Source organism: Pseudonocardia sediminis (genome assembly GCF_004217185.1).
Taxonomy (GTDB): Bacteria; Actinomycetota; Actinomycetes; order Mycobacteriales; family Pseudonocardiaceae; genus Pseudonocardia; species Pseudonocardia sediminis.
In genome coordinates this window covers 4289317-4302459 of the sequence record NZ_SHKL01000001.1, presented here as the reverse complement: position 1 = coordinate 4302459, position 13143 = coordinate 4289317, and the positions used below count along the sequence as shown (strand labels likewise).

Genomic DNA, 13143 nt, shown 5'->3' with positions numbered 1-13143 from the left:
ACAAGGACGCTTCGTGGATACGGAGCAGCGCGACGCGGACCCGGAGCGCGGGTCTCCGGGCCGGGCGGGCGGGCCGGGCCGTGGGGTCGGGCTGCGGGGCCGAGCTGCGGGGCCGGCCGGAGTTCAGCCGCCGAGGGCGCCCCGGGCCAGCTCGCGCAGGTCGTCGTCGGTGACGTCGCCCGCGGTCTCCGTCGGGATACGGATGGTGCCCTTCGCCCCGACGAGGTCCGGGTGACGTCCGGCGAAACCGCCGATGCGCTCGGCGTCCCAGCCGTAGAGGGACAGCCCGTGCTTCCACACCGCGACGTGCAGGCTGTACCCGCCGGAGCGGTAGGTGGGCATCTTGTAGGCCATGACGACGTCGGCGTCCGGACGCACCTCGAGGATGAGGCGGTGCATCCGGTCGAACAGCGGCCGGCGGGCGGGCGCGATCGCCTCGACGTAGGCGTGCACGGCGTCGTCCATCACGCAGAGTTCCTCGCGCGCAGCGGCACGACGTTACCGACGGCTGTCCGATCCGTCCGGATCATCCCGGGCTGGAGTAGCGTTCCGGGCATGCTGCCCGACGGCTCGCGCTCCCGCGTCGCGGCGAAGCGACCGCTGATCGCCTGGGACGTCGCGATCTCCGTCGTGGCCCTGACGATCACCGGCATGACCGTCGCGCTCGGCGTGTTCGGCGCGGTGTTCCTGATCGCGTTCCTCGACTACTGCCCGCCGCAGAACTGCAGCACCTCCGGGGCGCTGGTCTCGGTCGGCGGGTCCGTGGTGGTGGCGTTCGCGGCCGGGCTGGGCGGACTCGTGGTCTCGGTCCTGCGGATCCTGGACCGGCGGACGAGCTGGCCGTTCTCGGTCGTCACGCTGCTGGTGTGTGCGACCGCGATCGGCGTCGGGATGATCCGCTACCTCGACGCCGTCGGCTACTGACGCTCAGCTGCGGTACTTGCTCCTGTTGTTCCAGACGGTGCGCATGTCGGCCCGCGCGCGCCGGGTCTCCGCCCGCCACCGGCCGATGTACCAGCCGAGGAACACCCCGACCGCCAGCATCAACCACAGAACCTCCATGAACGGCCTCCTCGCCACGTAGCCGGGCGCGGCCTCGTGACCGGACCCCCTGTCGAAAACGCTACGTCGACCTCCGGTGACCGAGGCCGGAGATCGTCGCAATTGACTACGCAACGATCATCGCCATTGACGAGTGACAGACGGCCCCTCATCAGCGCGGAGAGGCTCCGTACGCCGGGTCTCAGCCGCTGGGCGCGATCCGCCAGCTCCCGGCGACCTGCTGGGCCCGGACGGTCTGCGGCGGAAGCGGCTTGCCCTTGAGCAGGCCGGTGTAGGAGAGGGTGGCGGTGGTGCCGTCGACCGTCACCCCGGTCACCTCGACGGTCCGGTTCGACTCGTCGAGTGTCTTGGCGGCGTCGGTGGCGTAGAGCGCCGCGTAGGCCTGGTCGCAGGTCTGTGCGGGGATGTTCTTGGAGTTCAGATCCGTGACGAGTGCTTTCGCGGCCTCGTCGGTCAGCCGGGCGCAGGCGCCGGGGAAGTCGCGGGTGAGCAGCGCCTGGGCGTAACCGGTGAAGGTCGACCGCACGGCCTCCTGCGCCTGCGCCGCGGGGTCCGGGCCGGCGGGGGCGTCGGACGCGGCACCGGAGCAGGAGGTCAGCAGCGCCACGAGTACGGCCGCGGTCCCGGCGGCTCCGGCGAGACGTGCCCCGGGGAGACGGTTGAGCATGATCGGACCGTACTGCGGCCGCCGCGCCTCACCTCCGGCGGCGGGTCCGGTTCGCGCAGCCGATGCAGGTCGTGGTGGCGGGCAGAGCCTCCAGCCGTTCGTCCGCGATCGGTCCGCCGCAGTGCGCGCACCGGCCGTAGGTGCCCTCGGCCAGACGCGCGGAGGCGCGGTCGAGGTCCTCGACGTCGCGGCGGGCGGCGGCGAGCATCCCCTGGATCTGGGCCCGCTGGACCGCGATCGTCACACCCTCCGGGTCGTGCTCGTCGTCGTGGCTCGTCAACGACTGCTCCTCGGCGAGGGACTCCAGCTCCCGCGCCAGCGACGTCGCGCGGGAGGCCGCCACCGCACGGTGCTCGGCCAGCTCGGAGGGGTCCACGACGTCGTCAACGACGTCCGGCCGCCGGGCCTTCCCGTTCCGGCTGGGCGGCCCCCGCCCGCGTCGCACCCCGGAAGCGCAGGGCGATCAGCCCGGACATCACCATCATCGCCGCGACGACCCACAGTCCGGCCTTGGCGTTGCCGGTGAGGTCCTGCAGCCATCCGGTGACGAACGGCCCGACGAACCCGGAGAGGTTCCCGAACGAGTTGATCAGCCCGATCCCGGCCGCGGCGCCGACGCCGGAGAGGAACGCGTTGGGCAGCGACCAGAACGGCGGGATGGCCGCGAACACGCCGACCGCGCAGATCGTCACGCACACCATGACCAGCAGCGGCGAGCTCATGTAGAGCGCCACCGCGATCCCCACCGCGCCGACGAACGCGGGCAGCGCGACGTGCAGCGCCCGTTCCCCGGTGCGGTCGGAGTGTCGTGCCCACAGGACCATCGTGATCGAGGCGATGGCGTACGGGATCGCCGTGACGAGCCCGGTCTGGACCAGCGAGAACGACGTGCCGAACTGCTGCTGGAAGCCCTTGATGATCGTCGGCAGGAAGAACGCGAGCACGTAGAGCCCGAACACCACGCCGAAGTACACGACGCTCAGGGCGATCACCTTCGGGTTCGCCAGGGCCTGCCGGACGCCGACCTCGCCGGGCACCTCGGCCGCGTCCTCGGCGGCGATCGTGTCCTCCAGCGCGGAGGCCTGCTCGCGGGAGAGCCACTTGGCGCGGTGCGGGCGGTCGGGCATCAGGAACAGCACCGCGATGCCGAGCAGGATCGTTGGGATGCCCTCGACGAAGAACATCAGCCGCCAGCCGGCGTCGAAGCCCAGCACCCCGTCGCCGTTCTGGATCAGCAGGGTCGAGACCGGACCGCCGATCACCGACGACAGCGGTACGGCCAGGAAGAACAGCGCCACGATCCGGGCCCGGTCGACGCGGGGGAACCAGTACGTCAGGTACAGGATGATGCCGGGGAAGAAGCCGGCCTCGGCGATGCCGAGCAGCACCCGCACGACGTAGAAGCTGATCTCGCCCTGGACGAACGCGGTGGCCGAGGCGACGATGCCCCAGCTCACCATGATCCGCGCGATCCAGATCCGGGCGCCGACCTTGTGCAGGATGATGTTCGACGGCACCTCGAAGAAGAAGTAGCCGATGAAGAACAGCCCGGCGCCGAGACCGTAGGCCGCGGCGGAGAGCCCGATGTCGGCGTTCATCGTCAGCGCGGCGAACCCGACGTTGACGCGGTCGATGTAGTTGAGCAGGTAGGCCAGCCCGAGCAACGGCAGCAGCCTCAGCGTCGCGGCGCGCACGGCCGCCCGTGTCAGGACCGGGTCCCCGCTCGGCCGGACCACGTCTCCACTGCCCACCGCCATGTCGCTCCCCCTCGAGCCGCGTAGTCCGGGCCCGTCGTCCGGGCGCCCGAGGACGGAGTGTCTGTCACGTGCCCGCCCGGTGTCGACACGTCCGGGGGATCCGTCACGGCGCGGTGTGCGGGTCGGGGGAGCGGTACCCGGCGCCGCGGGTACCGTCCCGGCATCGTGGCCTCCCGATCTTCCCGACCGCGGCGTTCGCGCGCCGCCCGCTGGCCGCGCCCGGGTGTGCGGGCCGCGCCGGCCCTGCTGCTGGTGGTCGCCGTCGCGGCGTGCGGCTCGGTCGGGCAGCCGGTCCGGTCGTCGACCGCCGCACCCCTCGCGCCGCCCACGGCCACCGTGCAGTCTGCTGCGGTGACGCCCCCGTGCGACCCGGTCCCGGGCTGGAGCTGCGAGCAGTCCGCACGCTTCGCCGCCGTCGAGAAGAAGATCGACGGCCTGCCCGGCCCGGACGGGCACCTCGCGGTCTCCTTCACCGACCGCACGACCGGCAGGACCTGGACCGCCGGCGACGTCACCCACCCCGGCTGGACCGCGTCGACGATCAAGCTCGCGATCGCGACCGACCTGCTCGAGGGCGACCGCACCGGCCGTTCCGCCCTGTCCGGTGCCGACCGCGACGACATGGCCGCGATGCTGCACTCGTCGGACAACGAGGCCACCGACCGGCTCTGGAAACGCCACGGCGGTGACGACATGCTCGCGCGCTTCCGGGACCGCTATGGGATGGGCGGGGTCGCGTTCCAGCCCGGTTTCACCACGAGCACCTACTGGGGCTTCGTGAAGTGCACGACCGCCGACCTCGCGTCACTGGGCCGCCACATCCTCGACCGCACCGACCCGGCCGACCGTGCCCACCTCGTGACGGCGATGCGCGGCGTCGCGGAGAACCAGCGGTGGGGCGTGTGGGCGGCCGGTGCCGGGAACCGGCCTGGCGACAAGAACGGCTGGTCGCAGGAGAAGGACGCCTACGGCGAGCACTGGGTCACCGACACCGTCGGCTTCGCCGGTCCGGACGAGCGCTACGTCGTCGCGATCATGTACCAGGTTCCGCCGCAGGGCTCCCTCGACGACGGGGTGCACGCCGTCAGCGACGTCACGGCCCTGCTGTTCGGAGCCCCGACCCCCGCCGACGTGACCGTCCCCGAGCCCGACGGCTGAGCCCCGCCGCCCCGGCCGAGCTCCCATCGCACCAGCCCCGGCTGAGCGAGAGCTGCTCCCGTCCAGCCGGGTCGTACGGGAGCAGCTCTCGCTCACCGGGGGCAGCGCGTGGGCACCGCGGCGCGGATGCACGAGCGGAGCGTTCGTCCACCCCGGGTGGACGAGCGGAGCTCTCGTCCACCCTCGGCCTCGGGCCCGGCGCCCGTCCGCGGGCGGGCGCCGGGCCCGAGTCAGGTGTCAGGAGACCTCGTTGAGCTTTCCGGTCGCGACGTCGAAGACGAAGCCGCGGATGGAGTCCTTGTTCGGGACGAACGGGTTGGCCTTGATCCGGGCGATCGACTGGCGGACGTCGGTGTCGAGGTCACCGAACGCCTCGGCCGACCACTGCGGCTTGATGCCGGTGTCGTCCTGGATGGACTTCTTGAAGTCGTCGTCGGTGAAGGTGAGCATCCCGCAGTCGGTGTGGTGGATCAGGATGATCTCGGTGGTGCCGAGCAGCCGCTGGCTGATCGCGAGCGAGCGGATCTCGTCGTCGGTGATGACGCCGCCGGCGTTGCGGATGACGTGCGCCTCGCCCTCCTGGAGACCGAGCACGCCGTAGACGTTGATGCGGGCGTCCATGCAGGCGACGACCGCGACGCCCTTGGCCGGCGGCAGGGGGAGGGGGCCGTTGAAGTTCGCGGCGTAGTCGGCGTTGTTGGCGAGCAGATCGTCCGTGACGGACATGGGTGACTCCCGTTTCAGGGGTGGAGGAGCCATCGCAGGCACGTGCCCACGACGGAGGGTGGGACGTGATCGGCCGCGCGGCGGCCCTGGGTACCTGCTGACGGAGCAGGGCCGCGCTACGCGGCCGGGCGACAGAACTCGTCGAACGCCACGATGCGACGGCTGGGCCAGAACGGCTCGAGCCAGGTGCGCATCACCGCATGAGTAGACCGTGATCCGGTGTCGCCGGCAAGTCGCTCGGTCAGGCGCCCAGCCACGTGTGCGCGGTGCGCCGGGACACGCCCAGCGCGCGGGCCATCGCGCTGATCTCCAGACCCTGCTCGCGTCCGGTCGCGAGCAGCTCCTTCTGCTGCTCGCGCGACGGCGGGTCCTGCGCCGCGACCTCACGCATCCGGGCCAGCAACGCCTCGGCCTCCCCGCCCGCACCCGCCCGGCTGCGCCCGGCCCCGGGACGGGGGAACGCCCGCACCTCGTCGGCGTCCCACCGCTTGCGACGACCGTCGATGCCGGCGAGCGGGGCGGGGGCCTGGCCACGACTGACGTAGCCGAGCCACGTCGTCGTCTTCACGCCCCAGTGCTCCGCGCACTCGTCACTGGTCCAGGTCTCGGCGATGACGTCCACCTCATGCGGTCGGTCCCGGGCGGACGGTGTCCGTCCGCCCGGGACAGGGTAGAAGGGCCGTCCGGCTACTCGGTCAGCACGGCTTCCACGTCTTGCCGCCGGGGGCGTAGCACCGCGGGCCGGTGTACTTGCCGGAACCGGAGCCGCCGGAGCTCGACCCGCCGCTACCGGCCCCGGATCCACCGGACGGCTTGGGCTTGGGCTTCGGCTTGGGTGTCGCCTTCGGAGCCGTGCCACGCGGCTTCGGCGGCGTCGCCGAGCCGCCCGAGGACGAGCTCGGACCGGTGGGCTTCGGCTTCGGCCGGGGCGCGGGGCTCGCGGCCGGCGGGTCGTCGCGGTCGTCCGGCCGTGGAGCCCGGGCGGCGTCGGTCGCAGCGGCGGACGAGGTGCGCATGGTCGTGGCCTTGCCGTCCGCGCTCCGCCACGTCGTGACGACTCGGGCCCGCATCCCGTTGCCGAGGATGTGGTCGGCCTTGTTCGCCGCCCAGATCAGGCCGCGGGGTGACGGGAGGTCGAACTTGGCCTGCAGCGCCAGGGCGGCCGCCGCGACGGCGGTCGCCTGTCCGGCCGCGGTGTCGTACTCGGCCGGAGCCGCACCGGCCGCCGGCGACGTCGTGGCCGCGAGCGCGGTCTCGACGGCCTGGACCTGACCGGGCACCGTGCAGCCGATCGCCGGGTCGTAGAACCCGCGACGGGCGGCGATCGCGTCGTCCTGGGCCTGCTGCACCTGCGGGAGGAACAGATCGTTGCCGCCGACGACCATGGACGTGGCCAGACCGGCGCGGGCCATCTCGGCGTTCACCAGGCGTCCGTCCAGCAGGAACACCCCGGCCAGCACACGGCCGTACCCGTCGACCCGTTCCTCGTCGTACCCGAGCTTGATTGGCGTACCGGGTGGGAGCAGCTCCTCGAGGTACGCCGAGGCCTCCGGGCCGAGGCACTCGACGTCGGAGTCCGGATCCTTCGTCTCCGGCGTGTCGATGTTCAGCAGGCGGACCCGCTGCGTCTCGCCGTCGACGACGGCGTCGATCGTGTCGCCGTCGACGACCCGCCCGACCGTCGCCGACACACCTCCCGGCGCGCATCCGCTGAGCCCGCCCGCGAGCACCCCGGCGGCCAGCACCCCCGCCAGCAACCGTCCGACCTGGACCACGACACCCTCCTGTCGAGAACGCCCCGCCCCGTGCGGTGCGCCGTCAACCGGCCTGTCGATCTTCCGCGGACGTCCCGTTATCCGTTCTGTCCGGGTTCCCCAGAGTTGATGATCTCCGCGTCGGCGATCTCGGTGAACTCGGCGCGGACCCCGAGGAGACGGACCGGGCGGTCCGGGGCCATCGCGGTCAACACGTCGAGGGCGACGGAGGCGATGGCGTCGCCGTCGCGGCCCGGGGCGGTGATCGCGGCGCTGCGGGTGCGGGTCAGGAACGGCGCGAGGCGCACCTTCACCCCGACCCGGGCGACGTCGCGGTCCTCCTCGGCGACGTCCGCCGCGACCCGGTGCGCCAGGGCGGCGACCTCCGCGCGCAGACGTTCGGGGTCCTCGACGTTGCTCGGGAACGTGGTCTCGCGGCTGCGCGAGCGCGGGACGTAGCGGCCGGTCTCCAGCTCGGTGCGGCCCATCCCGCGCCCGAGCGAGACGTAGTAGGGGCCCATCCGCGGGCCGAGCCTCGCCGCGACGTCGCCGGGACGGGCCTCGGCCAGCGCGGTGACGGTGGTCAGGCCCAGCTCGGCGAGCTTGCGAGCCGTCTTGCGGCCGATCCCGGGCAACGCCTCCGGGTCGCGCCCGCCCATCGTGGCGAACCAGTTCCGCGCCGTCAGCTCGAACACCCCGCCCGGCTTCGCGGGTCCAGTATATGACACAATTCTTCCCGTGGGCAACCCTGCGCGTCGAGTCGCTATCTACGTCCGGATCAGCCGTGACCGCACCGGCGCCAACGTAGGGGTTGAACGCCAGGAACGCGAGTGTCGTGAGGTGGCCGAACGGACCGGCTGGAGTGAGATCGTCGAGGTGTACGTCGACAACGATCTATCCGCGTACTCCGGCAAGCCACGACCGGCGTACCGACGCATGGTGGCCGATGTCGCGGCCGATCGGATCGACACCGTGCTCTGCTGGCACACGGATCGGCTCCACCGCTCTCCAATTGAGCTGGAGGAGTGGATCTCCGTATGCGAGCCACGGAACGTCGACGTGCACACCGTCAAGGCCGGACCGATCGACCTGGCCACACCGGCTGGCCGCATGGTGGCCCGCCAGCTCGGGGCGGTAGCCCGTTACGAGTCCGAGCACCGGTCAGAACGAGTGACAGCAGGCATGCTCGAAGTGGCCCAGAAAGGCTGGTTCCGGGGAGGAGCGCGACCGTTCGGTTTCGAGGCAGACGGGATGACAATCCGCACCTCGGAAGCCTCTCTTATAAAGTCCGGTTCTCGCGCAATTCTTGACGGGAAGTCGCTCCGGTCCGTGGTGATGGCGTGGAACAAAGCCGGTGCTGTCACCGCAGTAGCCGGCCAGCTCTGGAGCATTAAGACGACGTCGGATGTACTGACTCGGGCCAGGAACGCCGGACTCATCGAACGGCGCGGAGTCGTGATCGGACCCGCAGCGTGGCCAGCGATCGTGAACGAGACCGAGTGGCGAGGAGTAGTGGCGATCTTGCGTGACCCGGGCCGGCGGACTAACTACAGCAGCACTAAGGCGCGGTGGCTCGGATCGAACCTGTACCGGTGCGGCGTCTGCGGGGGCCGGCTGACGGTCAGTACGGCCGGATCTGCCGGTGGGAAGTCCTACAGATGCAAAGACGCCGCCAGCGCGGCCGGTGGTCGGCACGTGTCGCGAGACGCTCCGCAGCTGGACCAATTCGTCGAGGAAGTCCTGATCACGAAGCTCTCTCTCCCGGACGCCATCGAGGTGTTCCAACCGGAGAAACCCGTCATCAACGCCCAGGAGATCACCGACAAGCTAGCCACGATCTCGGCCGAGCGGGACGAGTTGGGCAAGAAGCTTGGCCGCGGAGAAATCACGCTGACGATGCTCAATGCCGCGAATGACGGCTACGCCAAGCGCGAACGTGAATTGCAGGACGCACTGACCAAGGCGGCAACAATTAACCCCGTTCACGAGATCATCGGTGCCCAGGACGTTCGCTCCCACTGGGAGGGTCTAGATCTCCACCGCCGGAGGGCGATTCTCGAAACAGTCCTGATCGTGACGGTCATGCCCGCACCACGCGGACAACTGCGAGGTGGAACCTACTTCGACCCCGACAGCATCAGAATCGAACCTGCCCCGGCGTAACAATCAGAAACCGGGAGTAAGCGCGACCCCGGATCTGTACTCACCGGACGCCAGCGTCGCCTGCCCGGACCGATAGTGCAGGACGCAGAGTCCTCGGCCGTTACCGCGCCGGCCACACGTGACGCAGTACGAACCAGAACGGTCGAACCCGGGCACGAGCTCGTCGAGCCAGTCGACGCCGTCCAAGCCGCTCACCACGACGGGTACGCCGTAGTAGGCCGTGATCCGGTGCTCATCCGATCGTCGAGGTCCAGGGAGCCAGACACCGGCGAGCTGCAACGCTCGGCTCTGATCAAACTCGACCTCATCGGCGCCCAGGTGGGGGCCGATCGCCGTGACCGAGCACCAGGCCATCTGGTCCAGCCAGGAAGCATCCTGTCCGAGCGCGCCAGCCTGATCGTAGGCGTCGGTCATGAACGGCTCCATCGCCAGCGAGTAGATCGCCAGTGCCTCTGGGCTCTCCGTTGACGTCAGCCCGCAGCCGCAATCGACGTCGGGGACCGGGTGGCCGCGTCGATCGCCACAGCGCGCCGCCAGGAGGCCGGAATCAGGCACCGCGGCAGGCTCGAAAGGTGAGCAGAGGGGAGTCTCGCCGCGTCGGTGGTCGGGACGCACCCGGAACAGGCGAAGTGCCGGGTGCGTCTCAAACTGGCTCATGCGGCCGGCGGGTAGTCCGGGACCGGATCAACGACGTGCATCCCGCACTCACGGCGAGTCGGTCGCATCCCGCCAGCGTCCAAGTTCTCCTGCACGTCGAGCGGGAGCGCATCAACTGCCGTGCAGTGCAGGATCATCACGTGCTCACCGCGCGGGTAATCGGCGCTCTCGGTGACCTCTCCGCGAACGATGTGTCGTGTCATCTGTCAACCTCTCGAAGGTGTGGCGGAAGCCCACCGGGGGACCCCGGGAGCCCGGAACGTCTCAGTACCGGTCGGAATAGCCGCTGCCGACGTGTACGCGTTTTCGATTCACGGCTCAGGTACTCGGGAGCACTGGCACGGGCTATGCCCACCGGTCTCCAGACCTTCCCCGGGGGCCGGGGTCACCCCGTGGGTAACACGGAGCGACCCCGGCTCGACAATCTGTGCATGCACGTTCGTGATCTCGCCGGTGCCCACCTCGGCCGAAACGTCGAGGTGTGGAGTGAGACCGGATCCGAGCCGCAGTGGCGTATCAGCGGCAAGCTCGTCGGCGTTTCCCACCAGCGCCTGTCCGAAGACGGGGAGGTGTCGAGCGAACTGCATTTCCTGACGATGGCCGATGAGGATCCATCGTTCGTCACCCTGCCGCCGAGCGGGCACGCGAGGGTGTTCGACCTCTAGCTCGTCTTCACCAGCTTGACGATGCCGAGCGTGTGCGGGAACGCGAACCCCATGCGGCCCGTGGCACGAATGCCGAGGCGGTCGCTGGAGAAGTAGGCGTCGGTGCTCGTCTCGAGCGTGACGTCCTTCCGACGAGCAACGATCACGCGGTCGGACGGCAGGCCCCAGATCGTGCCTGACTTGACGGCCGGGGAGATCAGCACGGGCTTGCCCTCGATGATCCGTCGGCTCGGCTGTGTCGGGTCGGTCGCGAGCAGTGGAACCCTGCTGTCCGTGCTGGCCTTGATCGTGGCCAGGGTGAGCGCGTCCACCGGGTTGGCAACCCAGCAGGAGAGCGTGACCCCGATCTGGCCGGCCACGCTGTCCGCCAGGGCGAAGTTGTCGGTGGAGTCCCACGCGGTCACGTTGAGCTTGGTGATCTGGTTGTCGGGCAGGGAGCCCAGGCCAGCAGGAGCGGGAGAAGCCGGGGCGGGCTCGGAGAAGAACGCGGCGTCGATCTTCTTGGCGATTGACCGGGCGATTCCTGCCCCGATCAGTTCCAGCGCGGACGGGCTGGTGTCGTCGGCCAGCTCTCGGCTGATGATGGAGAGCGCCGCGATCTTGCGGGTGGTCACCGTGATCTCGGAGAACTCGGCATCGTCCGGGCTGATCTCGGCGCCCTCCGCAACCCAGTTGGCCGCGACGTCGTCGGTGACCTTCGGGATGTGGGCGAGCTGCCCGTTGACGGTGATCGTGGTCGAGACCGCGGGGTTCATCGCGACCGACTCGGCGGCGACCGGTTCGACGACCAGGCGGTCGATCCACTCCTCGGGGATCAGACCCGGGCGGACGCCGGTGGTGGAGGTGTACGTGGCCATGAGGGGCTCCAAGCGGAAGTGCGCTTTCCGCTGGGCCACAGGCCTCTCGCGGTCGCTCCGCTGGAGCCGTCGTGCTCGACGCGGTGGCCACGGACCGGAGCCGCATCGAGCACATCCAGACTACCGGACTCAACGCTGAGGAGTCCCTAAATCGACGACACCGGCCCAAGACGGCGGCGCGGCCGGTCGACCCTCTCCACCGTGCCCTTGGGACGGGTCACCTCGGGGGGTCCGCCGGAGATCAGCCCGCAGGTAGGGCTTGCTGCTCGTCGCGTCGTCGATGGCCTGGGAGACGGCGGATGCGTTCACGCTGCCGTCCTCTCCGATCAGCGAGTCGCGGTCGATGCCCAGACGGTCCAGGTCGTCCGCGTCATGCAGCCGAGGGCCGTCGCCGCTCGTGGCGATCCGGTCCACCTCGGCTCGGCGCATGGCCGCGATCTGATCCACGAGTCCGTCACGTTCCTGCTCGACCTCGCGGAGACGGCGGCGATACTTGGCGGCCTCCCCGGATTTCTCAGCCTGCGCCGGCTCTTGCTCGTTCTGCTCGGCGACGTAGTCAGCCGCAAGCTTCTTCTCCTCGTCGCTCACCGACACCTCGTCATTGCTGTGTCCCATCGCGGTTCTCCTTCCGTTTTCAGCCGTCGTACTCGGACGAGGGGCGCTGTTGCGCCGAAGCTGGGTAGTCCTCGTTCCGGTAGTACGTCGTGCCAGTGCTCTTGGTCGGTACTTCTGTCTTACGTCCAGACGCCGTTCCGTTCCGATCCGTACCGACCCGAACCGGGTAACGCGTTACGTCACGCGTTACCTCACGCGTGACCTCTGGGCATCTGTCGGTGCACATGGAATGGTCGGCCGCGTCATGTCGGCGCTTGCGCTCCTGCCGGTTAGCGTTCTGCTGGCGCCGGTGTTCGACCACATCAGCGCTGAGCTGCCATTCAGGTCGGTAGCACCCGACGTAGTACGACGATCCGCGGTCCTCCCACCAGCCTTCACCGACGAGCTGATCCACGACGGTGGGATCCTGTGTGTGCGCGAACTTGACGAACTTCCGTTTCGGAATGTCCAGGTCAAGCCCTGCTCGGTTCGAGTACAACAGCGCCTGAATGTGCAACCAAGCCGCCTCCGCAGGAAGCTCCTCGAAAGCGTCGAGTAGCTCGCTTCCTAGCTTGGTCCACATCAGGTTGAACCCCGCCAAACACGCGTCAGGGCGCCGGCCACGGTCGGCCGTCGAGACGGCTCAGCGCCGACGGCAACGATGATTCCCTCCCGAGCGGCCCTGGCCAGTAATGGACCCCATCGCGCCGGGTGGTCAGGTTCCGGAACGCCATGGACCTCCACCACGTCGAATGCCTGAAACCGTCGGCCGGACTGCGCCAGAGCCCGGACGGCCTGCATCGCAGCAGACGTCCACCAATCGTCGGCGTTACGCTCAGCACGTGCTCTGCCTGGTCGGGATTGCTGCTCGGGGACCGGAGGTGCGAGCAGGTCTAGCTGTCCCGTAGGCGGCTGCTCAGCGCTATGCTCGACACGTCCTGCAAATTTGAGAAGGTGCGGGGTCTTCGGGAGATGGTCCGGCCCGGTAGGTGTCCCTCTACCGGGCCGGGGCCGGGGATCGCCGATCATGCGACGCGGCCACCTCCGGACCCAGAGTCCTCGCGGAGAACGCCTCGGATGTCA

The 13143-nt window shown here is 69.8% G+C and carries 17 protein-coding genes; 4 read left to right on the top strand and 13 right to left on the bottom strand.

The window, feature by feature from the left end:
• Positions 1 to 123 precede the first annotated feature (123 nt).
• Positions 124 to 465, bottom strand: a complete 342-nt coding sequence (locus tag EV383_RS19930; RefSeq protein ID WP_130291313.1) for an iron chaperone — start codon at positions 463 to 465, stop codon at positions 124 to 126.
• Positions 466 to 555: 90 nt separating this feature from the next.
• Between EV383_RS19930 and EV383_RS19925 the strand changes: the two genes are divergently transcribed.
• A complete protein-coding gene (locus EV383_RS19925; RefSeq protein ID WP_130291312.1) occupies positions 556 to 924 on the top strand; it encodes a hypothetical protein in 369 nt (122 codons plus the stop codon).
• 3 nt (positions 925 to 927) lie between these two features.
• Here EV383_RS19925 and EV383_RS32705 read toward each other — a convergent pair whose 3' ends face one another.
• The 4 genes from EV383_RS32705 to EV383_RS19910 form a co-directional block, all read right to left on the bottom strand.
• Positions 928 to 1062, bottom strand: coding sequence for a hypothetical protein (locus tag EV383_RS32705; RefSeq protein ID WP_278044838.1), 135 nt, complete (start codon positions 1060 to 1062; stop codon positions 928 to 930).
• Between the two features lie 181 nt (positions 1063 to 1243).
• Positions 1244 to 1729 carry a hypothetical protein gene (locus tag EV383_RS19920; protein ID WP_130291311.1) on the bottom strand — a complete coding sequence of 162 codons (486 nt, stop codon included), beginning with the start codon at positions 1727 to 1729 and terminating at the stop codon, positions 1244 to 1246.
• A gap of 28 nt (positions 1730 to 1757) precedes the next feature.
• Positions 1758 to 2105: a TraR/DksA family transcriptional regulator gene (locus tag EV383_RS31745; protein ID WP_207223592.1), complete on the bottom strand. Its 348-nt coding sequence runs from the start codon at positions 2103 to 2105 to the stop codon at positions 1758 to 1760.
• A 7-nt stretch (positions 2106 to 2112) separates the two neighbouring features.
• Entirely contained in the window at positions 2113 to 3480 is a 1368-nt protein-coding gene (locus EV383_RS19910; RefSeq protein ID WP_242623214.1) for an MFS transporter, read from the bottom strand.
• A 171-nt stretch (positions 3481 to 3651) separates the two neighbouring features.
• On the opposite strand from EV383_RS19910, the gene EV383_RS19905 reads away from it, so the two are divergent.
• On the top strand, positions 3652 to 4644 hold the full coding sequence (locus tag EV383_RS19905) for a serine hydrolase (protein ID WP_130291309.1): 993 nt from the start codon (positions 3652 to 3654) through the stop codon (positions 4642 to 4644).
• Between the two features lie 237 nt (positions 4645 to 4881).
• Here the strand turns inward: EV383_RS19905 and EV383_RS19900 are convergent, their stop codons facing one another.
• The 4 genes from EV383_RS19900 to EV383_RS19885 form a co-directional block, all read right to left on the bottom strand.
• Complete coding sequence (locus EV383_RS19900) at positions 4882 to 5370, bottom strand: beta-class carbonic anhydrase (RefSeq protein ID WP_130291308.1); 489 nt, start codon at positions 5368 to 5370, stop codon at positions 4882 to 4884.
• 241 nt (positions 5371 to 5611) lie between these two features.
• Positions 5612 to 5992, bottom strand: a complete 381-nt coding sequence (locus EV383_RS19895; RefSeq protein WP_130291307.1) for a hypothetical protein — start codon at positions 5990 to 5992, stop codon at positions 5612 to 5614.
• A gap of 73 nt (positions 5993 to 6065) precedes the next feature.
• Positions 6066 to 7145: a thermonuclease family protein gene (locus EV383_RS32700; protein WP_165438411.1), complete on the bottom strand. Its 1080-nt coding sequence runs from the start codon at positions 7143 to 7145 to the stop codon at positions 6066 to 6068.
• A gap of 77 nt (positions 7146 to 7222) precedes the next feature.
• Positions 7223 to 7819 (bottom strand): DinB/UmuC family translesion DNA polymerase, encoded by a 597-nt coding sequence (locus EV383_RS19885; RefSeq protein ID WP_242623213.1) that lies wholly within the window; start codon positions 7817 to 7819, stop codon positions 7223 to 7225.
• A gap of 43 nt (positions 7820 to 7862) precedes the next feature.
• Here EV383_RS19885 and EV383_RS19880 point away from each other — a divergent pair, with 43 nt between their 5' ends.
• Entirely contained in the window at positions 7863 to 9287 is a 1425-nt protein-coding gene (locus EV383_RS19880; RefSeq protein WP_165438410.1) for a recombinase family protein, read from the top strand.
• Between the two features lie 3 nt (positions 9288 to 9290).
• On the opposite strand, the gene EV383_RS19875 is transcribed toward EV383_RS19880, so the two are convergent.
• Complete coding sequence (locus EV383_RS19875) at positions 9291 to 9944, bottom strand: hypothetical protein (protein ID WP_130291303.1); 654 nt, start codon at positions 9942 to 9944, stop codon at positions 9291 to 9293.
• Positions 9945 to 10375: 431 nt separating this feature from the next.
• Here EV383_RS19875 and EV383_RS19870 point away from each other — a divergent pair, with 431 nt between their 5' ends.
• Positions 10376 to 10609: a hypothetical protein gene (locus tag EV383_RS19870; RefSeq protein ID WP_130291302.1), complete on the top strand. Its 234-nt coding sequence runs from the start codon at positions 10376 to 10378 to the stop codon at positions 10607 to 10609.
• On the opposite strand, the gene EV383_RS19865 is transcribed toward EV383_RS19870, so the two are convergent.
• From EV383_RS19865 to EV383_RS19855, 3 genes are all read right to left on the bottom strand, one after another.
• Positions 10606 to 11466 carry a phage major capsid protein gene (locus EV383_RS19865; protein WP_130291301.1) on the bottom strand — a complete coding sequence of 287 codons (861 nt, stop codon included), beginning with the start codon at positions 11464 to 11466 and terminating at the stop codon, positions 10606 to 10608. The genes EV383_RS19870 and EV383_RS19865 overlap by 4 nt on opposite strands.
• Positions 11467 to 11595: 129 nt before the next feature.
• Positions 11596 to 12081 carry a hypothetical protein gene (locus EV383_RS19860; protein WP_130291300.1) on the bottom strand — a complete coding sequence of 162 codons (486 nt, stop codon included), beginning with the start codon at positions 12079 to 12081 and terminating at the stop codon, positions 11596 to 11598.
• A gap of 19 nt (positions 12082 to 12100) precedes the next feature.
• Entirely contained in the window at positions 12101 to 12643 is a 543-nt protein-coding gene (locus tag EV383_RS19855; protein ID WP_130291299.1) for a hypothetical protein, read from the bottom strand.
• Between the last annotated feature and the right edge of the window lie 500 nt (positions 12644 to 13143).

Excerpts from the sequence above, each read along its gene's own strand:
- EV383_RS19930 (WP_130291313.1), bottom strand. The coding sequence starts at position 465 with ATGGACGACGCCGTGCACGCCTACGTCGAGGCGATCGCGCCCGCCCGC.
- EV383_RS19925 (WP_130291312.1), top strand. The coding sequence starts at position 556 with ATGCTGCCCGACGGCTCGCGCTCCCGCGTCGCGGCGAAGCGACCGCTG.
- EV383_RS32705 (WP_278044838.1), bottom strand. The coding sequence starts at position 1,062 with ATGGAGGTTCTGTGGTTGATGCTGGCGGTCGGGGTGTTCCTCGGCTGG.
- EV383_RS19920 (WP_130291311.1), bottom strand. The coding sequence starts at position 1,729 with ATGCTCAACCGTCTCCCCGGGGCACGTCTCGCCGGAGCCGCCGGGACC.
- EV383_RS19900 (WP_130291308.1), bottom strand. The coding sequence starts at position 5,370 with ATGTCCGTCACGGACGATCTGCTCGCCAACAACGCCGACTACGCCGCG.
- EV383_RS19875 (WP_130291303.1), bottom strand. The coding sequence starts at position 9,944 with ATGAGCCAGTTTGAGACGCACCCGGCACTTCGCCTGTTCCGGGTGCGT.
- EV383_RS19870 (WP_130291302.1), top strand. The coding sequence starts at position 10,376 with ATGCACGTTCGTGATCTCGCCGGTGCCCACCTCGGCCGAAACGTCGAG.
- EV383_RS19865 (WP_130291301.1), bottom strand. The coding sequence starts at position 11,466 with ATGGCCACGTACACCTCCACCACCGGCGTCCGCCCGGGTCTGATCCCC.
- EV383_RS19860 (WP_130291300.1), bottom strand. The coding sequence starts at position 12,081 with ATGGGACACAGCAATGACGAGGTGTCGGTGAGCGACGAGGAGAAGAAG.
- EV383_RS19855 (WP_130291299.1), bottom strand. The coding sequence starts at position 12,643 with ATGTGGACCAAGCTAGGAAGCGAGCTACTCGACGCTTTCGAGGAGCTT.